The sequence below is a fragment of the Agromyces sp. H66 genome (assembly GCF_004959775.1).
Lineage (GTDB): Bacteria > Actinomycetota > Actinomycetes > Actinomycetales > Microbacteriaceae > Agromyces.
In genome coordinates this window covers 72698-90529 of record NZ_SJZG01000006.1, presented here as the reverse complement: position 1 = coordinate 90529, position 17832 = coordinate 72698, and the positions used below count along the sequence as shown (strand labels likewise).

Below are 17832 nucleotides of genomic sequence, written 5' to 3'. Positions count from 1 at the left end.
TCAGTAGGTCGTGATGTAGCCGGCCTGCCAGAGCGAGGCGAACACCGCGAAGAACAGGATCGTGACGATGATCGAGAGCACGATGCCCACGTAGCCGATGATGAGGCCCGCGACGGCCATGCCCCGGCCCTGCTCGCCGGTCTTCTTGATCTGGCCGAGCGAGATGTGGCCGCAGATGATGCCGACGAGGAAGCCGATGCCCGAGACGAGGCCGATGAGCGAGGCCACGAGCGAGACGATCGCGAGCGTGTTGGTCTTCGCGCCCGTCGGCGGCGCGGCCTGGCCATAGGCCGGCTGGGTGCCGTAGGCGGGTGCGGGCGGCGGCACTGCGGCGCCGGGCTGGTCGGGAAGGTTCGGATCGGTCACGGTCGTGGGTCCCCTCGATGCTGTGGATTTCGTCGCCGCGTCGCGCGGCGACGGTGGGATGCCGGCGTTCCAGGCGCGGCATCCGCTCACTACGTTGCACACACTATCGCGGCACGTGCGCCACCGACAGCCTCACGCGCAGGCTCGTTACGCTTGGATATCGGTGACCGGAAGTGTCGAGTCGGCGCCGAAGTCGATCGACGACGGCGGATGCCCCGCCATGATGAGCTGCGCGCCGAGCTCGGCGATCATGGCGCCGTTGTCGGTGCAGAGCGAGAACGGCGGGATCCGCAGCGCGATGCCCGCCGCGGCGGCGCGCTCCTCGGCCACCTCGCGGAGCCGCGCGTTCGCGACCACCCCACCGCCCAGGAGGAGGCGCGGCACGCCGAGGTCGGTGCATGCCGCGACGGCCTTGCCGACGAGCACGTCGACGACGGCCTCGCGGAAGCTCGCCGCGACGTCCGCGAGGGGGATCGGCTCGCCCGCGGCCTCACGCTGCTCCACCCAGCGCGCCACCGCCGTCTTCAGCCCGGAGAAGCTGAAGTCGTACCGGTGCGCCGCGAGGTCCTTCGGCTGCGTGAGCCCCCGCGGGAAGCGGATCGCGTTGGGGTCGCCGCCGATCGCGACGCGGTCGATCTCGGGTCCGCCCGGATACGGCAGGCCGAGCAGGCGCGCCACCTTGTCGAAGGCCTCGCCGGCCGCGTCGTCGATGGTCTCGCCGAGCAGCTCGACGTCGGAGACCAGGTCGCGCACGAGGAGGAGCGACGTGTGGCCGCCCGAGACGAGCAGCGCCACGGTCGGCGTCTCGAGCGGCGCCTCGTGGTCGAGCAGGTCGGCGCCGACGTGGCCGACGAGGTGGTTCACGGCGTAGAGCGGCCGGTCGAGCGCCACAGCAAGCGCCTTCGCGGCGCCGACGCCCACCATGAGGGCGCCCGCGAGGCCCGGTCCGTTGGTGACGGCGATGGCGTCGACGTCGGCGAGTTCGATGTCGGCCTCGGCGAGCGCGGATGCGAGGGTCGGACCCAGCGCCTCGAGGTGCGCACGCGCGGCGACCTCGGGCACGACGCCGCCGTAGCGCGCGTGCTCCTCCATCGACGAGGCGATGACGTTGGCGAGCAGCTCGGTGCCGCGCACGACGCCGACGCCGGTCTCGTCGCACGACGTCTCGATGCCGAGCACGAGAGGCGCGTCGCGGTTCATGCGCTCGCTCCGGACCCGGATGCCGCGGGGCTGGTCACTGCCGGGGGCACCTCGAGTCGCATCGAGATGGCGTCGACGCCATCGGGCTGGTAGTACCCCCGGCGCACGCCGATCTCCTCGAACCCGAGCGAGTCGTACAGCTCACGGGCGATCGCGTTGTCGGCGCGCACCTCGAGGAAGAGCTCGGCGAGGTGACGGCGGCGGGCCTGCGTGATGAGGGCGTGCATGAGCCCGCGGCCGAGCCCGATGCCGCGTGCGAACGGTGCGACGGCGATGGTCTGGATGTCGCCCTGCGCGCTCCCCGACGGCGCGAGCAGGCCGGCGTAGCCGTGCAGGCGCCGGTCGGGATCATCCTCCTCGTCGTCGACGGCCACGAGGTAGTAGCCGTGGGGGCTCTCGAGCTCGCGGCGCATGGCGTCCTCGGGCCAGGCGTCGTTCACGAAGGTCTCGCGCTCGAGGCGCATGATCGCGTCGAGGTCGGCGGGCTTCGCCCGGCGCATGAGCACGCTCATCGCAGCACCCGCTTCCCGGCCGAGGGCGTGACGTCGGGCGCCCGCAGGTAGAGCGGCGCGTCGTCTGCGAGCGGGAGGCGCCCGGTCGCGTACGCCAGCTCGGCGAGCATGCCGATGGCGGCCGCCGGCACGACGGCCGAGTCGAGGCGGATGCCCCGTGCGCCCGGCACGTCGTCGCGCGGCACGAGCCGAGGGCCATCCGTTCGCACGGGAAGCCCGTCGCCGTCGAGCCGGTCGTACTCGGAGATCGCGAACTCCCGGCGACGCGCGTCGGTGACGACCTGGAGCGCCCCGCCACCGCCGTCGCGGTACCAGGACCACGCGATCGCGTCGTGGCTCACGACGGGGACGAACGGCTTCGCGATGCCGAGCGCGAAGGCGTGCGCGGCGGCGATGCCGACGCGGAGGCCGGTGAAGGGTCCGGGGCCCATGCCCGCCGCGACGCCCGAGAGGTCGCTTGCCCGGACGCCCGCAGACGCCAGGGCGTCGCGGATGAATCCGCCCACGACCTCGGCGTGGCGCATGGTGTCGACGGTGCCCGTCTCGGCGAGGCTGCGCAGCTCGCCACTGGCCGCGTCACGGTCGACGACGGCGACGCTCGTGCCCGTCGAGGTGTCGATCGCGAGGAGCATGGGATCCAGCCTACTGGCCGGTGTCGAACCGACTCCCCGCCCAGCGGGGGCCGTGACCGCGCACCTCGAGGACGCGCGGCTCGTCGGCGCCGAGCAGCTCCGCGTCGGAGGCATCCGACATCGTGTCCGTGCTGGCGCCGGCGCCCTCGGGGCGCTCGATGACGATGTCGAGCCACGATTCGGCGACGTCGTCGAGGAGTCCCGCGCCCCACTCGACGACGACCACGGCATGGGCGAAGTCGAGGTCGAGGTCGTCGAGGAGCTCGGGGGTGCCGAGCCGGTAGGCGTCCACGTGCACGAGCGGCGGTCCGCCGACGAGGCTCGGATGCGTGCGTGCGAGCACGAACGTGGGGCTCTGCACGGGCCCGCGAACGCCGAGGCCCTCGCCGATGCCGCGGGTGAGCGTCGTCTTGCCCGCCCCGAGCGGGCCCGTGAGCACCACGAGGTCGCCCGCGCGGAGGCTCGCACCGAGCTCGCGCCCGAACCCCTCCATGGCGGCGGTGTCGGGGATCTCGATGCGCATCACGCACCGCCCACGTAGGTGCGCGGCACGCGCGGGCCGATGCGGGTGACGATCTCGTAGCCGATGGTGTCGGCGGCGTCGCCCCAGTCGTCGGCCGACGGCGCACCGGTCGCGGGGTCGCCGAAGAGCACGACCTCGTCGCCGACCGCCACGGCGTCGTCGCCGACGTCGACGAGGAACTGGTCCATGGCGATGCGTCCGACGATCCGGCGTCGCGCGCCGGCGAGGCGGACGTCGGCCCGACCGGACGCCTGTCGGGGCACGCCGTCGGCGTAGCCGAGCGGCACGAGCGCGAGCGTCGTGGGCCGCTCGGCGCGCCAGACGTGCCCGTACGAGACCCCGGTGCCCGCGTCGATGCGGCGGACGGCCGCGACGCGACCGCGGAGCGTCATCGCCGGCCGCAGGCCGAGGTCGGCGGCCGTCGTGCCGTCGCCGAACGGCGGGATGCCGTAGATGCCGATGCCGAGGCGCACGAGGTCGTACCGGGACTCGGGCCGGCGCAGCGCGCCCGCGGTCGACGCGATGTGCCGCACCTCGGGGGCGAGTCCGGCGTCGGATGCCGCGGCGAGCGCGGTCTCGAAGGCGGCGAGCTGCGCGGCATCCTCCTCGGCCGACGTGTTCGCGAGGTGGCTGAAGATGCCGCGCACGCCGAGGCGACCCGCGCGTTCGTGGCGGGCGGCCGCCGCGACGGCCTCGGCCCACGCCTCGGGTGCGATGCCGTTGCGGCTGAGGCCCGTGTCGATCTTGAGGTGCACGTGGGCGGGCCGGCCGACCGAGGCCGCGGCCGCCGCGATGGCCTCGAGCTGGTCGAGCGACGAGACGCCCAGGTCGACATCGCGCTCGACGGCGGTGGCGAACGGGGCGTCGGGATCGTGCAGCCAGGCGAGGACGGGCGCGCGGATGCCCGCGTCGCGGAGCGCCGCGGCCTCGGCGAGGTCGGCGACGCCGAGCCACGACGCGCCCCCGGCGAGCGCGGCGAGCGCGACCGGCACCGCCCCGTGCCCGTACCCGTCGGCCTTCACGACGGCCATGGCGCGCGCGGGTGCCGCGAGCCGGGCGAGGTGGGCGACGTTGTCGCGGATCGCGTCGAGGTCGACGACGGCCTCGCGGAACGGTCGTGCCGCGGCATCCCCCGTCCGGCCGCCCGCGCTCACGCGACGCCCCGCTCGGATTCGAGCACGACGAACGCGCTGGCGATGCCCGCGTCGTGGCTCATGGAGAGGTGCACGCGATCGATGCCGAGCTGTCGGACGTGCTCGGCGAGCCCGCCCGACAACTCGAAGTCGGGATTCCCATCGGCATCCTGCACCACGCGCATCTCGTGCCACCGGATGACCGCGTGTCCGCCGAGCGCCTTGATGAGCGACTCCTTCGCGGCGAATCGTGCGGCGAGCGACCGCGCCGGGCGGTCCCGTTCGCTCTCGGCGAACAGGCGCTCCACGAGGCCCGGGGTGCGCGCGATCGAACGCTCGAAGCGCGCGATGTCGACGACGTCGATGCCGATGCCGACGATCACCGCGCCTCCCGACCCAGGGCCGCCCGGCTCATTCCACCGTCACGGACTTCGCGAGGTTGCGCGGCTGGTCGACGTCGAGGCCCTTCGCCTGCGCCAGCTCCATGGCGAAGATCTGCAGCGGAACCACGGCCAGCAGCGGTTCGAAGAGCGGCGCCGCGAGCGGAATGCGCAGCACCTCGTCGGCGAACGGCAGCACCGCGGCATCGCCTTCCTCGGCGATCGCGATGACGCGGGCCCCGCGGGCGCGGATCTCCTGGATGTTCGAGACGACCTTCGGGTGCAGGTTCGCCGAGCCCCGGGGGCTCGGCACCACGACGAAGACGGGCTGGCCCGGCTCGATGAGGGCGATCGGGCCGTGCTTGAGCTCGCCGGCGGCGAAGCCCTCGGCGTGGATGTAGGCGAGCTCCTTGAGCTTCAGGGCACCCTCGAGCGCGATGGGATAGCCGACGTGGCGCCCGAGGAAGAGCACCGAGCGGGTGTCGGCCATCCAGTGCGCCAGCTGCTCGACGCGCTCGGCCTGCTCGAGCACGGTGCGGAGCTTCTCGGGCACCGCCTGCAGTTCGGCCAGTTGCGCCTCGAGCTCCTCGGTGCCGAGCGTGCCGCGCACCCGGGCGAGGTGGAGCCCGAACAGGTAGAGGGCGGCGATCTGCGCGACGAACGCCTTGGTCGAGGCCACCGCGACCTCGGGACCGGCGTGCGTGTAGACGACCGCGTCGGATTCGCGCGGAATGGTCGCACCCTGCGTGTTGCAGATCGAGATCGTGCGCGCGCCCATCTCCCGCGCGTACTTCACCGCCATCAGCGTGTCCATGGTCTCGCCCGACTGGCTGATCGACACGACGAGCGTGTCGGCGTCGAGCACGGGCTCGCGGTAGCGGAACTCGTGACTGAGCTCCACCTCGACGGGCACGCGCGCCCACTGCTCGATGGCGTACTTCGCGACCATGCCCGCGTAGGCGGCGGTGCCGCACGCGATCACCGTGATGCGGCGGATCGCCCGCAGCTCGTCATCGCCGAAGTCGGCGAGCTCCGGGATCACGACCCGGCCGTCGACGACGCGGCCGAGGAGCGTGTTCGAGACCGCCTCGGGCTGCTCGGACACCTCCTTGCGCATGAACGAGGACCAGCCGCCCTTCTCGGCCGCCGACGCGTCCCACGCGACGTCGAACGGCTCGACCTCCACGGCGCCGCCCGTGAAATCCGTGACGGTCACGTCGTCGGCGGTGATCGTGACGATCTGGTCCTGGCCGATCGCGACCGCGCGCTTCGTGAACTCGACGAAGGCCGCGACATCCGACCCGAGGAAGTTCTCGCCGTCGCCGAGGCCGATGACGAGCGGGGAGTTGCGCCGCGCGCCGACCACGACGCCGGGCTGGTCGCGGTGCACGGCGAGCAGGGTGAACGCGCCGTCGAGGCGTGAGACGGTGGCCCGGAACGCCTCGGTGAGCTCACCGATGCGCCGGTACTCGCGGCCGAGGAGGACGGCCGCCACCTCGGTGTCGGTCTCGCTCTCGAACGCGAAGCCCTCGGCGAGGAGCTCGTCCTTCAGTTCCGCGAAGTTCTCGATGATGCCGTTGTGGATGAGCGCGAGCCGCCCCTCGTCGCCGAGGTGCGGGTGCGCGTTCCGGTCGGTGGGACCGCCGTGGGTGGCCCAGCGGGTGTGACCGATGCCGGTGCCGCCGCGATGGAGGGGCGTCGCCTCGAGGTCGTCGGCGAGCACCTGGAGCTTGCCCGCCCGCTTCGCCGTCTCGATGACCCCGTCGTCGTCGACGATCGCCACCCCCGCCGAGTCGTATCCGCGATATTCGAGGCGGCGAAGGCCTCCCATGAGCACGTCGAGGCTGTTGCGCTCTCCGACGTATCCGACGATTCCACACATGGAGGCGATTCTAGTGTCGCGCCGCTGTGCACCCGCCGCGTGCGTGCACACGGATGGCCTCGCCGGTCGACACTAGACTGTCACGGTGCTGGATCCGCAGAGCCCGACGCCGCCGACCGCGCAGATCACGCCGTTCATCGAGCTCGATCGAGCGAGCTGGGCGGCCCTGGCCCCGTCGATGCCGTCGCCGCTCCGGGAGACCGAGATCGTGCAGCTGCGCGGCCTCGGCGAACCCCTCGACCTCCGTGAGGTCGCCGAGGTCTACCTGCCGCTCAGCCGCCTGCTCAACCTCTACGTCGGCGGCACGAAGTCGCTGCACGACGTCACGAGCGAGTTCCTCAGGACGAGGCCCGAGCCCACGCCGTTCGTGATCGGCGTGGCGGGATCGGTCGCCGTCGGCAAGTCCACCATCGCGCGCCTGCTCCGCGAGCTCCTCGCGCGGTGGGAGCACACGCCGCGCGTCGAGCTCGTGACCACCGACGGATTCCTCTTCCCGAACGCCGAACTCGAGCGGCGCGGCCTGATGGGGCGCAAGGGGTTCCCCGAGTCGTACGACCGGCGGGCGCTCCTCCGGTTCGTGAGCGAGGTGAAGGCCGGTGCGGCCGCGGTGCGGGCACCGTTCTACTCGCACCTCGCGTACGACATCGTGCCCGACGCGCGGATCACGGTGCGCCGGCCCGACGTGCTGATCATCGAGGGCCTCAACGTGCTGCAGCCGCCGGGGCCGGGGCATCGGCTCGCGGTGAGCGACCTGTTCGACTTCACGATCTACGTCGATGCCCGCACCAGCGACATCGCCAGGTGGTACGAGGAGCGGTTCCTGAAGCTCCAGCGCGGTGCGTTCTCGAACCCGCGCTCGTACTTCCACCGGTATGCCAGCCTCACCGAGGACGAGGCCCGCCAGCGCGCCCGCGAGATCTGGCATTCCATCAACGAGCCCAACCTGCTGCAGAACATCCGGCCCACGCGGTCGCGCGCGTCGCTCGTGCTGCGCAAGAGCGCCGACCACACGGTGTCGAGCGTCCTGCTGCGCAAGCTCTGAGCGCTCCGCGGAGCGGCGCCCGCGTTCAGGACGCGGTGCCTGACCCGAGTCGCTGCCTGACCACCTCGGCGAGCGCCGCGGCATGGCGTTCGGCCGTCTCCTGCTCGGCCGCCTCGACCATGACGCGTACCATCGGCTCGGTGCCCGACGGCCGCAGGAGCACGCGACCCGAGTCGCCCAGCTCCGCCTCGGCCGCAGTCACGGCGGCGGCGATCTCGGCGTCGTCGTGCAGCGCGTTGTGGTCGACGCCGCGCACGTTCACGAGCACCTGCGGGTACACCGTCATGACCGACGCCAGCTCGGCCAGCGACTTGCCCGTGCGGTTCAGCTCGGCGGCGAGGTGGAGCCCCGTGAGCACTCCGTCACCGGTGGTCGCGAACTCGGTCATGATCACGTGGCCCGACTGCTCGCCGCCGAGCGCGAGGCCCTCCGCGGCGAGCGCCTCGAGCACGTAGCGGTCGCCGACCTTGGTCTCGACGACGCGGATGCCGTGCTCGGCCATGGCCCGGCGCAGGCCGAGGTTCGACATGACGGTGACCACGAGGGTGTCGTCGGTGAGTCGTCCGCGCTCGTGCATCGACAGCGCGAGGATCGCCATGATCCGGTCGCCGTCGACGACGTTGCCCTCGGCATCGACGGCCAGGCAACGGTCGGCGTCGCCGTCGTGGGCGATGCCGAGATCGGCACCGTGCTCGAGCACGGCCGCGCGAAGGGGCTCGAGGTGCGTGGAGCCGATGCCGTCGTTGATGTTCATGCCGTCGGGATCGGCGCCGATGACGACGACCTCGGCGCCCGCGTCGCGGAACGTCTCGGGCGACACGCCCGCCGCCGCGCCGTGGGCGCAGTCGAGCACGACCTTGAGCCCCTCGAGCCGGTTCGGCAGCGTGCTCAGCAGGTGCACGACGTAGCGGTCCTCGGCGTCGGCGAATCGTTGGATGCGGCCGACGCCGTCGCCCACCGGCGCGAGCTTCTGACGGCCGAGGAAGGACTCGATGCGGTCCTCGACCTCGTCGGGCAGCTTGGTGCCCCCGAACGAGAAGAACTTGATGCCGTTGTCGGGCGCCGGGTTGTGCGACGCCGAGATCATCACGCCGAAGTCGGCGCCGATCGAGTCGATGAGGAACGCGGCCGCCGGCGTGGGAATGACGCCCGCGTCGAGCACGTCGACACCGGAGCTCGCGAGGCCGGCCGAGACGGCCGCGGTGAGGAACTCACCGGAGACGCGAGGGTCGCGCGCGACGACGGCGACCGGGCGGCGACCGGCCGCCCGGAGCTCGTCGGCGTGGCGCCCCTGCGTGAGCACGGCGGCAGCCGCCTGGGCGAGGCCCAGAGCCAGGTCAGCCGTGAGATCACGGTTGGCGAGGCCCCGGACCCCGTCGGTTCCGAAGAGCCGAGGCATACGGAGAACCGGAGGCCCGGATCAGCGCTTCGAGAACTGGGGCGCCTTGCGGGCCTTCTTGAGGCCGGCCTTCTTGCGCTCGATGACGCGCGCGTCGCGCGTGAGGAAGCCGGACTTCTTCAGCGTCGGGCGGTTGTTCTCGCGGTCGATCTCGTTGAGCGCACGCGCGATCGCGAGCCGCAGCGCGCCGGCCTGGCCCGAGGGGCCGCCGCCGGTGATGCGGGCGATCACGTCGTACGAGCCCGAGAGCTCGAGCACCGTGAACGGGTCGGTGATGAGCTGCTGGTGCAGCTTGTTCGGGAAGTAGTCCGCGAACTCACGGCCGTTGACCGTGATGGTGCCGGCGCCGGGCACGACGCGCACGCGCGCGATGGCCTGCTTGCGGCGGCCGACGGCTGCGCCCGAGACGTTGAGCACGGGGCGCGGGGTGGCCGGAGCCGCCTCGGGGGCGCTCTCGGTGGTGTAGCTCTCGGGAGCCGCTTCGATCTGGTCTGCGATCTTCGCCATGGTGGTGTGAATCCTTATTTCGAGAACGTCGAGTGCGCCGGAGTTACTGGGCGACCTGGGTGAGGGTGTACGGCTTCGGCTGCTGGGCCGCGTGCGGGTGCTCCGGTCCGGCGTAGACCTTCAGCTTCTTCAGCTGCTGGCGGCCGAGCGAGTTCTTGGGGAGCATGCCGCGGATCGCCTTCTCGACGGCGCGGACGGGGTTCTTCTCGAGGAGCTCGGCGTAGCCGACGGCCTTGAGTCCGCCCGGGTAACCGGAGTGGCGGTAGGCCTTCTTCTGCTCGAGCTTCTGGCCGGTGAGGGCCACCTTGTCGGCGTTGACGATGATGACGAAGTCGCCGGTGTCGACGTGGTTCGCGAAGATCGGCTTGTGCTTGCCGCGGAGGAGCGCGGCCGAGTGGCTCGCGAGTCGGCCGAGCACGATGTCGGTCGCGTCGATGACGACCCAGTCGCGCTGGATCTCGTTCGACTTCGGGGTGTAGGTGCGCGTCACGGAAGTGCTGCTTTCTGATCGAGTGAGGAGTTCGTGAATCCCGCTCCGGGGGGTGTTCGGCCGCTCACGCGTTCGAACGCCCGGGTGGAGGGCTCAACATCGGGCGCCGACGCAGACGGCGGCACCAAAGAGACAGCCTAGCCGACGATGCCTTCGGTGTGCAATTCGCGTCGTGCCCTGGTCTGCACCGCGCGCGCCTCGAGTTCGGCGTCGTCGGGATATCCGACCTCGGTCAGCACGAGCCCCTTGGCCGGCATCACCTTGAACGCGCTGGTCCGCTGGGCGGTGCGCAGCAACCCCCGGGGGTCGGATGCCTCGAGCCGGCCCTCCCCCACGGCCACGCACGCCCCCACGAGGGCGCGGACCATCGAGTGGCAGAAGGCGTCGGCCTGCAGCGAGGCGACGAGCACGCCGCCCTCCGCTCGCCGCCAGGCGTACGCCTGCAGCGTCCGGATGGTCGTGGCCCCCTCGCGCGGGCGGCAGAACGCCGCGAAGTCGTGCAGCCCGGTGAGCGAGCCCGCCGCGGCATCCATCGCCTCGACATCGAGCGATCGGGGAACCACCACGGTGCGCCGCCGTTCGAGCGGATCACGGACCGCGGAGGCGTCGGCCACGCGGTACTCGTATCGGCGCCACACCGCCGAGAACCGGGCGTCGAACCCGGCGGGCGCGCGCTCGGCGTGGGTGATCACGACATCGGCGTCGGCGCCGATGATGCCGGTGAGGCGCCGGGCGAGCGCCGATTCAGGCGAGGCGTCGGCCTCCTGCCCGCGCCGCGGTCGCGCGACCGCGGCCAGCGCACGCTCCGAGACGTCGAGGTGCGCCACCTGCCCGAGCGCGTGCACCCCGGCGTCGGTCCGCCCGGCCACGGTGAGACGCGGCACCTCACCCGTGCGGCGGAAGAGCGTCGCGAGGGCATCCTCGAGCACCCCCTGCACCGTGCGAAGGCCCGGCTGCCGACTCCAGCCGCGGAAGTCGGTGCCGTCGTAGGCGATGCCGAGCCGGATCCGGACGACGGATGCCGCGGCATCCGTCCTCTCGTCGGCGCCACCGCCTTCGGGGCCGGCAATCTCACTCACGCTCCAAGCCTAGACGCGGGGCGTTGCGAGGAGCGGCTCTGCGCTGAGGGACCGTGAAGGCCGGCGGATATCGCATTCCGGCCTCCATCGGACGGCGAAAGGCCCGGATGCACGCGGCATCCGGGCCCCTCGCGAGTGGTGCGACCTACTTGGCCTCGACGGGCTCCTCGGCGGGCGCCTCCGACGACTCCTCCGACGCCTCGGAACCCGCGGCCTCGTCGCCCGCGGCCTCGGCCTCGGTCACGACCTCGGCGGGGGTCTCCTCGGCCGCCGACTCCTCGGCGGGGGCCTCGTCGGCTGCGGCAGCCGGCCTGGCGGCGCGCTGCTTCTTCACGACGGGCTCGAGGACGAGCTCGATGACCGCCATGGGAGCGTTGTCGCCCTTGCGGTAGCCGATCTTCGTGATGCGCGTGTAGCCGCCCTCACGGTCGGCCACCTGCGGCGCGATGATCGTGAACAGCTCGTGCACGACCGACTTGTCGCCGATCACGGCGAGCACCCGGCGACGGGCGTGCAGGTCGCCGCGCTTGGCGAACGTGATGAGGCGCTCGGCCAGCGGACGCAGGCGCTTGGCCTTCGTCTCGGTGGTCGTGATCCGCTTGTGCGTGAAGAGCGCTGCGGCGAGGTTCGCGAGCAGGAGCCGCTCGTGCGCGGGACCGCCTCCGAGGCGGGGACCCTTGGTGGGCTTCGGCATGGTTCGTTATCTCCAGTGGTGAGGGGTCAGTACGGGGACGAAGACGATCAGCTCTCGTCGTCGAAGCCCGTGTAGAAGTGGGCGCCGTCGAATCCGGGCACGGAGTCCTTCAGCGAAAGACCCATCTCGGTGAGCTTGTCCTTGACCTCATCCACCGACTTCTGGCCGAAGTTGCGGATGTTCATGAGCTGCGACTCCGACAGGGCGACGAGCTCCGACACCGTGTTGATGCCCTCGCGCTTCAGGCAGTTGTAGCTGCGCACCGACAGGTCGAGGTCCTCGATCGGGATCGAGAGCTCGCTCGAGAGCACGGCGTCGACCGGCGCGGGGCCGATCTCGATGCCCTCGGCGGCGACGTTCAGCTCGCGCGCGAGGCCGAACAGCTCGGTGAGCGTGCGGCCCGCCGAGGCGATCGCGTCGCGCGGCGAGATCGCCGGCTTGGTCTCGACGTCGACCACGAGGCGGTCGAAGTCGGTGCGCTCACCGGCACGCGTCGCCTCGACGCGGTAGGTGACCTTGAGCACCGGCGAGTAGATCGAGTCGACCGGGATCTGGCCGGCCTCCGAGTACTCGTTGCGGTTCTGGCTGGCCGACACGTAGCCGCGGCCGCGCTCGATCGTGAGCTCGAGCTCGAACTTCGCCGAGTCGTTGAGGGTCGCGATGACGAGCTCGGGGTTGTGCACCTCGACGCCGGCCGGAGCGGAGATGTCCGCCGCGGTGACCTCACCGGCTCCCTGCTTGCGCAGGTACGCGGTGATGGGCTCGTCGTGCTCGCTGGAGACGACGAGGTTCTTGATGTTGAGGATGATCTCGGTGACATCCTCCTTGACGCCCGGGACGGTCGAGAACTCGTGGAGCACGCCGTCGATGCGGATGCTCGTCACGGCTGCGCCGGGGATCGAGGAGAGGAGGGTGCGACGGAGCGAGTTGCCCAAGGTGTAGCCGAAGCCCGGCTCGAGGGGCTCGATCACGAAACGCGAACGGAACTCCGAGATGTTCTCTTCGGTGAGCGTCGGGCGCTGTGCGATCAGCACTGTTGATTCCTTTCGGCAGGGTGTCCGCTATATGACACCTGCGAGGTCGAGGATCTTGAGTTGTGAGAGAACGTGTCGCCGGTCGAGTAGGCCCGTCAGGACCGTATCGAGACCGGCGGATGCCGCGGGGGTCTCGATACGGGCGCAGCCGCCCTACTCGACCGACGAAGGAGAACTAGACGCGGCGACGCTTCGGCGGGCGGCATCCGTTGTGCGCCTGCGGCGTCACGTCGTTGATGCTGCCGACCTCGAGACCGGCCGCCTGGAGCGAGCGGATGGCGGTCTCGCGGCCCGAGCCCGGGCCCTTGACGAAGACGTCGACCTTCTTCATGCCGTGCTCCTGCGCCTGGCGCGCGGCCGACTCGGCGGCGAGCTGCGCGGCGAACGGGGTCGACTTGCGCGAGCCCTTGAAGCCCACGCCGCCCGAGGAGGCCCAGCTGATCACGGCACCGTTGGTGTCGGTGATCGAGACGATCGTGTTGTTGAACGTCGACTTGATGTGGGCCTGGCCCACGGCGATGTTCTTCTTTTCCTTCTTGCGCGGCTTGCGAGTAGCCGCCTTGGGTGCTGCCATGTGTGAAATCTCCTAGATCTGGCGACGAGCGGTTACTTGCGGCCGGGCTTCTTCTTGCCGGCGACGGTGCGCTTCGGGCCCTTGCGGGTGCGAGCGTTGGTCTTGGTGCGCTGGCCGCGGACCGGGAGGCCGCGACGGTGGCGGATGCCCTCGTAGGATCCGATCTCGACCTTGCGGCGGATGTCGGCGGCCACCTCGCGGCGGAGGTCGCCCTCGACCTTGAAGTTGCCTTCGATGTAGTCGCGGAGGGCGACGAGCTGCTCGTCGCTGAGGTCCTTCACGCGGATGTTTCCGTCGATGCCGGTCTCGGCGAGCGTGGTGAGCGCTCGCGTGCGGCCGACGCCGTAGATGTAGGTCAGTGCGATCTCCACGCGCTTCTCGCGCGGGATGTCGACTCCTGCCAGACGTGCCATGTGTGGCTTCTCCTGTGTTCGAAATGGAGGTGTGGAGCAGCGCCGGTGCCCGGGCCTCCGACCCGAGGTGTCCCCGCGACATCCGTGATGTCGAGGTTCTGGCGTTGCCGTTGCGGTGTTCAGTTGTGGCCCTTCGACGAGTTCCCCTCGACGAGCTCGGGGTCCGAAGGGCCGCAGCCGTGCGACTATCCCTGGCGCTGCTTGTGCCGCGGGTTGCTCTTGCAGATCACCATGACGCGGCCGTGGCGGCGGATGACCTTGCAGTGGTCGCAGATGGGCTTGACGCTGGGGTTGACCTTCACAGTTGTTTCCTTGGTTTCGCTGTCCTCGTACCCGCGGGGTGCCGCGGGCCGTTACTTTCCAGCGATCCCCTACTTGTAGCGGTAGACGATGCGGCCGCGCGTCAGGTCGTACGGGCTCAGCTCCACGATCACGCGGTCCTCGGGGAGGATGCGGATGTAGTGCTGGCGCATCTTTCCCGAGATGTGCGCGAGAACCTTGTGCCCGTTCGTGAGTTCCACGCGGAACATCGCGTTCGGGAGTGCCTCGATGACCGAGCCTTCGATCTCGATGACGCCGTCTTTCTTGGCCATAGCCTCACTATCGCTTGGAGTTTGGGATGCTGGTCGTGCGATGATGTTGCGCGCGACCACGGATCCGTCGGGCCAGGGGCCGTCGGGCATGCCGAAATAGGCGTGCAGAACACCAAGGGTCAACTATAGGCGATGTCGGCCCATCGCGCCAGTCGAGGCACCGATCTCCGGCGTTCGGCCCCCCGACCGCCCGCCCCGCGGCCGGCGACTAGCCGCCCGCCCGCGCGGTCTTCGCCTCGGCGACCACCGCGACCAGTCCCGGTTCGAGCGGATGCCCCGCCGCGATGCCCGTGACGTCGTGCACGAACGCCGCGGGCTCGCGGTCGGAGAGGAGCTTCGCGAGCTCCACGCTCTCGGGATCCGCCGGCACGTCGAATCGCAGGGCCGCGCCGACGGCGACGAGCAGCCCGTCGACGGACCGGCCGGCCGATGCGAGTTCGGCCGCGGGCCCGATGAACCGCTCGTGGCGCCCCAGCTTGCGCAGCGGCTGCCGGCCCACGCGCTCGACGGTGTCGGGCAGCTCGGGATTGCGGAATCGCTCGAGGATCCGCGCCCGGTAGGCGGCCTGCTCCGTCTCGGTGAATCCGTGCTTCGTCACGATGAGCTCGCTCGTCTCGAGGAGGGCCCGCTCGACGCCCGCGGCGACCGTCGGATCGGCGAGCGCGTCGCTGATCCGCTCGTGTCCGGCGAGGAAGCCGAGGTACGCGGTGGCGGCGTGGCCCGTGTTCACCGTGAAGAGCTTCCGCTCGATGTACGGCGCGAGGTCGTCGACGAAATGGGCGCCCGGGATCTCGGGGGCGGCATCGCCGAACGGCGGGCGCTCGATCGCCCACTCGAAGAACGACTCGACCGTGACGTCGAGGCCCGCGTCGGGATCCTGGCCCGGCACGATGCGGTCCACGGCGGTGTTCGCGAACACCGCCCTGGCCGCGAGCGCCGCCCACTCCTCGGGGCTCGACAGCGAGGCGATCTCGTCGTGCAGGTGGTCGGTGGCGTTGATCGCGTTCTCGCACGCCATGATCGCGAGCGGCGGGGCATCCGCCGGCCTCGCGCGAAGCGCCGCGACCAGGTGCGGCGCGATGAACCGCAGGATGCTCGGACCCACCGCCGTGGTCGCCACGTCGGCGGTCACGAGCTCGGCGACGAGCCCCGCGGCATCCGTCTCGCTGTTCACGGCCCGATACCCGTCGACGACCCGGTCGCGCGCGCCCGCGCCCACCTCGTGCACGGTGTAGTGGTCGGAGGCCGCGAGCTCGTCGATGAGCGCGGCATTGACGTCGGCGAACACCACCTCGTATCCGGCGTCGTGCAGGAGGAGGCCGACGAACCCGCGCCCGATGTTGCCGGCACCGAAGTGGACGGCCTTCACGATGCGTTGACCTCCGAGAGCCTGGCATGCAGGTCGGCGGCCGTCGGCGCCTCGAGGAGGCGCTGCACGGCGTCCTCGTCGGAGAAGATGATCGCGATCTTCGACAGGATGTCGAGGTGCTCGTTCTCGACGCCGGCGATGCCGACCACGAACCGGGCCTCCTCCCCGTTCCAGTCGACGGGTTCGTCGTACCGGATCACCGAGAGGGCGGACCGGTGGATCTGGTCCTTCGCCTCGTTGGTGCCGTGCGGGATCGCGAGGAAGTTGCCCATGTACGTCGACACGGACCCCTCGCGTTCGAGCATCGAGTCGATGTAGCCGGGGTCGACGGCGCCCGCGTCGACGAGGATGGCCCCCGCCTCGCGGATCGCGTCGTCGCGGCTGGTGGCGCGGGCGGCGAGCCGCACGTGGTCGGTCGGCAGGATCTCGTTGGTCATGTCATCCCTTCCTTGCGATCGCCGCCCGCGGCAGCCGTCGCTATTCCCCCTTCGAGCGGAGCAGCTCGACGATCTCGTCGTACTTCGGCGAGTTCATGAAGTTCTCCACGGAGACGTGCAGCGCGTTCGGCGACTGCCGCTTCGCCCGCTCCGTGAGATCCTGGTGCGTCACGACCAGGTCGACGTCGTCGCCGAGGTTGGCGACCGCCTTGTTCACGACGTCGACATCGTCGATCCCGGCCTTCTTGATCTTGTTCCGCAGCACCGTCGCGCCCATCGCGCTCGAACCCATGCCCGCGTCGCACGCGAAGACGATCGAGTGGATCTGCTTGGTCTCGAGCGCCGTCACCTCGCCCTCGGCGACGAGCCCGGCGCCGGCGGCGACGCCCGCGGCCTGGAGCCCGCCGAGCACGTCGCTCGACTTGCCCTTGTTCGCCTCGGTCTGCGCGATCGCGGAACTGAGGTCGCCGGCACCGGCGGCCTCGAGGTCGCGCTTGCGGCTCGCACGGAGGATGATCGACGCGATCACGAACGACACCGTCGCCGAGAGCACGACCGACAGGATGACGCCGACGTAGCTGTCGCTCGCGGTCTGCAGGATGATCGCGAAGATGCTGCCCGGCGAGGCGGGCGCCCTGAGTCCGCTGTCGAAGATGACGTTCGTCGCGACGCCCGTCATGCCGCCGCCGATGACCGCGAGCACGAGGATCGGCTTCATGAGCACGTACGGGAAGTAGATCTCGTGGATGCCGCCGAGGAACTGGATGACGATCGCACCCGGGGCGCTCGCCCGCGCCATGCCGACCCCGAAGAACGTGAACGCGAGCAGGAGCCCGAGGCCGGGGCCCGGGTTGGCCTCGATGAGGAACAGGATCGACTTGCCCTCTTCGAGCGCCTGCTGCGTGCCGAGGGGCGTGAACACGCCGTGGTTGATGGCGTTGTTGAGGAACAGGATCTTCCCCGGCTCGACGAGCAGCGAGACGAGCGGCAGGAGGCCGGCGACGACGAGCCAGTTCACGGCCGACTCGAGCACGTTGCTGAGCCAGGTGACGGCCGGCGCGAATCCGTAGAAGCCGACGATCGCCATGAGTCCGCCGAAGATGCCCGCCGAGAAGTTGTTCACGAGCATCTCGAACCCGGGCTTGATCTTGCCGTCCCAGATGCGGTCGATGTGCTTCATCAGCCACGCCGCGAGCGGGCCCATGATCATCGCACCGAGGAACATCGGGATGTCGGTGCCGACGATCACGCCGACCGTGGCGATGACGCCCACGACCCCGCCCCGGGTGTCGTAGACCATGCGACCGCCCTGGTTGGCGATGAGCAACGGCAGCATGTAGATGATCATCGGGCCGACGAGGCCCGTGTACTCGTTGCCCGCGGCATCGGGGAAGCCGCCGAGGGCGGGCACGGGCGTCCACCCGGTCTCGATGAAGAACGCGGTGATCAGGCCCCAGGCTATGAACGCCGCGATGTTCGGCATGATCATGCCGCTGAGGAAGGTGCCGAACCTCTGGACGGCGACGCGTGCTCCCCCCGGCCGCTTCGCTCCCGCAGACGTCGTTGTCATGGT

Annotated in this window: 22 protein-coding genes; 1 reads left to right on the top strand and 21 read right to left on the bottom strand. The window is 70.8% G+C overall.

The window, feature by feature from the left end:
- From EZM51_RS12020 to glmS, 8 genes are all read right to left on the bottom strand, one after another.
- Positions 1-366: a DUF4190 domain-containing protein gene (locus EZM51_RS12020; RefSeq protein ID WP_169053892.1), complete on the bottom strand. Its 366-nt coding sequence runs from the start codon at positions 364-366 to the stop codon at positions 1-3.
- A gap of 147 nt (positions 367-513) precedes the next feature.
- The gene (gene tsaD, locus EZM51_RS12015; RefSeq protein WP_136708504.1) at positions 514-1566 is read right to left on the bottom strand and encodes a tRNA (adenosine(37)-N6)-threonylcarbamoyltransferase complex transferase subunit TsaD; all 1053 of its coding nucleotides are present in this window, start codon (positions 1564-1566) and stop codon (positions 514-516) included.
- Positions 1563-2078, bottom strand: a complete 516-nt coding sequence (gene rimI / locus EZM51_RS12010) for a ribosomal protein S18-alanine N-acetyltransferase (RefSeq protein WP_136708503.1) — start codon at positions 2076-2078, stop codon at positions 1563-1565. The genes tsaD and rimI overlap by 4 nt, the downstream gene beginning before the upstream one ends.
- Positions 2075-2710 (bottom strand): tRNA (adenosine(37)-N6)-threonylcarbamoyltransferase complex dimerization subunit type 1 TsaB, encoded by a 636-nt coding sequence (gene tsaB, locus EZM51_RS12005; RefSeq protein WP_136708502.1) that lies wholly within the window; start codon positions 2708-2710, stop codon positions 2075-2077. Before tsaB ends, rimI begins: the two co-directional genes overlap by 4 nt.
- Before the next feature lie 10 nt (positions 2711-2720).
- Positions 2721-3233, bottom strand: a complete 513-nt coding sequence (gene tsaE / locus EZM51_RS12000; RefSeq protein WP_136708501.1) for a tRNA (adenosine(37)-N6)-threonylcarbamoyltransferase complex ATPase subunit type 1 TsaE — start codon at positions 3231-3233, stop codon at positions 2721-2723.
- A complete protein-coding gene (gene alr, locus EZM51_RS11995) occupies positions 3233-4387 on the bottom strand; it encodes an alanine racemase (protein ID WP_136708500.1) in 1155 nt (384 codons plus the stop codon). Before alr ends, tsaE begins: the two co-directional genes overlap by 1 nt.
- Positions 4384-4749, bottom strand: coding sequence for a holo-ACP synthase (locus tag EZM51_RS11990; RefSeq protein WP_136708499.1), 366 nt, complete (start codon positions 4747-4749; stop codon positions 4384-4386). The genes alr and EZM51_RS11990 overlap by 4 nt, the downstream gene beginning before the upstream one ends.
- Positions 4750-4777: 28 nt before the next feature.
- Positions 4778-6628, bottom strand: a complete 1851-nt coding sequence (glmS, locus tag EZM51_RS11985; protein WP_136708498.1) for a glutamine--fructose-6-phosphate transaminase (isomerizing) — start codon at positions 6626-6628, stop codon at positions 4778-4780.
- 85 nt (positions 6629-6713) lie between these two features.
- On the opposite strand from glmS, the gene coaA reads away from it, so the two are divergent.
- On the top strand, positions 6714-7670 hold the full coding sequence (coaA, locus tag EZM51_RS11980) for a type I pantothenate kinase (RefSeq protein WP_211195897.1): 957 nt from the start codon (positions 6714-6716) through the stop codon (positions 7668-7670).
- Positions 7671-7695: 25 nt separating this feature from the next.
- On the opposite strand, the gene glmM is transcribed toward coaA, so the two are convergent.
- The 13 genes from glmM to EZM51_RS11915 all read right to left on the bottom strand — a co-directional run bounded on the left by glmM (position 7696) and on the right by EZM51_RS11915 (position 17829).
- Positions 7696-9069 carry a phosphoglucosamine mutase gene (gene glmM / locus EZM51_RS11975; RefSeq protein ID WP_136708497.1) on the bottom strand — a complete coding sequence of 458 codons (1374 nt, stop codon included), beginning with the start codon at positions 9067-9069 and terminating at the stop codon, positions 7696-7698.
- A gap of 21 nt (positions 9070-9090) precedes the next feature.
- Positions 9091-9576 carry a 30S ribosomal protein S9 gene (gene rpsI, locus EZM51_RS11970; RefSeq protein WP_136708496.1) on the bottom strand — a complete coding sequence of 162 codons (486 nt, stop codon included), beginning with the start codon at positions 9574-9576 and terminating at the stop codon, positions 9091-9093.
- Positions 9577-9619: 43 nt separating this feature from the next.
- Positions 9620-10066 (bottom strand): 50S ribosomal protein L13, encoded by a 447-nt coding sequence (gene rplM, locus EZM51_RS11965; protein WP_056734989.1) that lies wholly within the window; start codon positions 10064-10066, stop codon positions 9620-9622.
- A gap of 137 nt (positions 10067-10203) precedes the next feature.
- Complete coding sequence (gene truA / locus EZM51_RS11960) at positions 10204-11136, bottom strand: tRNA pseudouridine(38-40) synthase TruA (protein WP_136708618.1); 933 nt, start codon at positions 11134-11136, stop codon at positions 10204-10206.
- A 154-nt stretch (positions 11137-11290) separates the two neighbouring features.
- Positions 11291-11839: a 50S ribosomal protein L17 gene (gene rplQ, locus EZM51_RS11955; RefSeq protein WP_136708495.1), complete on the bottom strand. Its 549-nt coding sequence runs from the start codon at positions 11837-11839 to the stop codon at positions 11291-11293.
- A 47-nt stretch (positions 11840-11886) separates the two neighbouring features.
- Positions 11887-12873, bottom strand: a complete 987-nt coding sequence (locus tag EZM51_RS11950; RefSeq protein WP_136708494.1) for a DNA-directed RNA polymerase subunit alpha — start codon at positions 12871-12873, stop codon at positions 11887-11889.
- 175 nt (positions 12874-13048) lie between these two features.
- Positions 13049-13447 (bottom strand): 30S ribosomal protein S11, encoded by a 399-nt coding sequence (gene rpsK, locus EZM51_RS11945; protein ID WP_022889749.1) that lies wholly within the window; start codon positions 13445-13447, stop codon positions 13049-13051.
- A gap of 32 nt (positions 13448-13479) precedes the next feature.
- On the bottom strand, positions 13480-13860 hold the full coding sequence (gene rpsM / locus EZM51_RS11940) for a 30S ribosomal protein S13 (RefSeq protein ID WP_056010826.1): 381 nt from the start codon (positions 13858-13860) through the stop codon (positions 13480-13482).
- A 185-nt stretch (positions 13861-14045) separates the two neighbouring features.
- Positions 14046-14162 (bottom strand): 50S ribosomal protein L36, encoded by a 117-nt coding sequence (gene rpmJ / locus EZM51_RS11935; protein ID WP_005050492.1) that lies wholly within the window; start codon positions 14160-14162, stop codon positions 14046-14048.
- 69 nt (positions 14163-14231) lie between these two features.
- Positions 14232-14453: a translation initiation factor IF-1 gene (gene infA / locus EZM51_RS11930; protein WP_011186713.1), complete on the bottom strand. Its 222-nt coding sequence runs from the start codon at positions 14451-14453 to the stop codon at positions 14232-14234.
- Positions 14454-14661: 208 nt separating this feature from the next.
- Complete coding sequence (locus tag EZM51_RS11925; protein WP_136708493.1) at positions 14662-15822, bottom strand: mannitol-1-phosphate 5-dehydrogenase; 1161 nt, start codon at positions 15820-15822, stop codon at positions 14662-14664.
- Positions 15819-16259, bottom strand: a complete 441-nt coding sequence (locus EZM51_RS11920) for a PTS sugar transporter subunit IIA (RefSeq protein WP_136708492.1) — start codon at positions 16257-16259, stop codon at positions 15819-15821. Before EZM51_RS11920 ends, EZM51_RS11925 begins: the two co-directional genes overlap by 4 nt.
- A gap of 40 nt (positions 16260-16299) precedes the next feature.
- Positions 16300-17829, bottom strand: a complete 1530-nt coding sequence (locus EZM51_RS11915; RefSeq protein ID WP_136708491.1) for a PTS mannitol transporter subunit IICB — start codon at positions 17827-17829, stop codon at positions 16300-16302.
- Between the last annotated feature and the right edge of the window lie 3 nt (positions 17830-17832).

Bases quoted from the DNA above. Each gene is read 5' to 3' on its own strand.
- rpsK (WP_022889749.1), bottom strand. From the start codon at position 13,447: ATGGCAGCACCCAAGGCGGCTACTCGCAAGCCGCGCAAGAAGGAAAAG.
- tsaD (WP_136708504.1), bottom strand. From the start codon at position 1,566: ATGAACCGCGACGCGCCTCTCGTGCTCGGCATCGAGACGTCGTGCGAC.
- tsaB (WP_136708502.1), bottom strand. From the start codon at position 2,710: ATGCTCCTCGCGATCGACACCTCGACGGGCACGAGCGTCGCCGTCGTC.
- EZM51_RS11915 (WP_136708491.1), bottom strand. From the start codon at position 17,829: ATGACAACGACGTCTGCGGGAGCGAAGCGGCCGGGGGGAGCACGCGTC.
- EZM51_RS11920 (WP_136708492.1), bottom strand. From the start codon at position 16,259: ATGACCAACGAGATCCTGCCGACCGACCACGTGCGGCTCGCCGCCCGC.
- glmM (WP_136708497.1), bottom strand. From the start codon at position 9,069: ATGCCTCGGCTCTTCGGAACCGACGGGGTCCGGGGCCTCGCCAACCGT.
- rimI (WP_136708503.1), bottom strand. From the start codon at position 2,078: ATGAGCGTGCTCATGCGCCGGGCGAAGCCCGCCGACCTCGACGCGATC.
- rpsI (WP_136708496.1), bottom strand. From the start codon at position 9,576: ATGGCGAAGATCGCAGACCAGATCGAAGCGGCTCCCGAGAGCTACACC.
- tsaE (WP_136708501.1), bottom strand. From the start codon at position 3,233: ATGCGCATCGAGATCCCCGACACCGCCGCCATGGAGGGGTTCGGGCGC.
- glmS (WP_136708498.1), bottom strand. From the start codon at position 6,628: ATGTGTGGAATCGTCGGATACGTCGGAGAGCGCAACAGCCTCGACGTG.
- infA (WP_011186713.1), bottom strand. From the start codon at position 14,453: ATGGCCAAGAAAGACGGCGTCATCGAGATCGAAGGCTCGGTCATCGAG.
- rplQ (WP_136708495.1), bottom strand. From the start codon at position 11,839: ATGCCGAAGCCCACCAAGGGTCCCCGCCTCGGAGGCGGTCCCGCGCAC.
- rpsM (WP_056010826.1), bottom strand. From the start codon at position 13,860: ATGGCACGTCTGGCAGGAGTCGACATCCCGCGCGAGAAGCGCGTGGAG.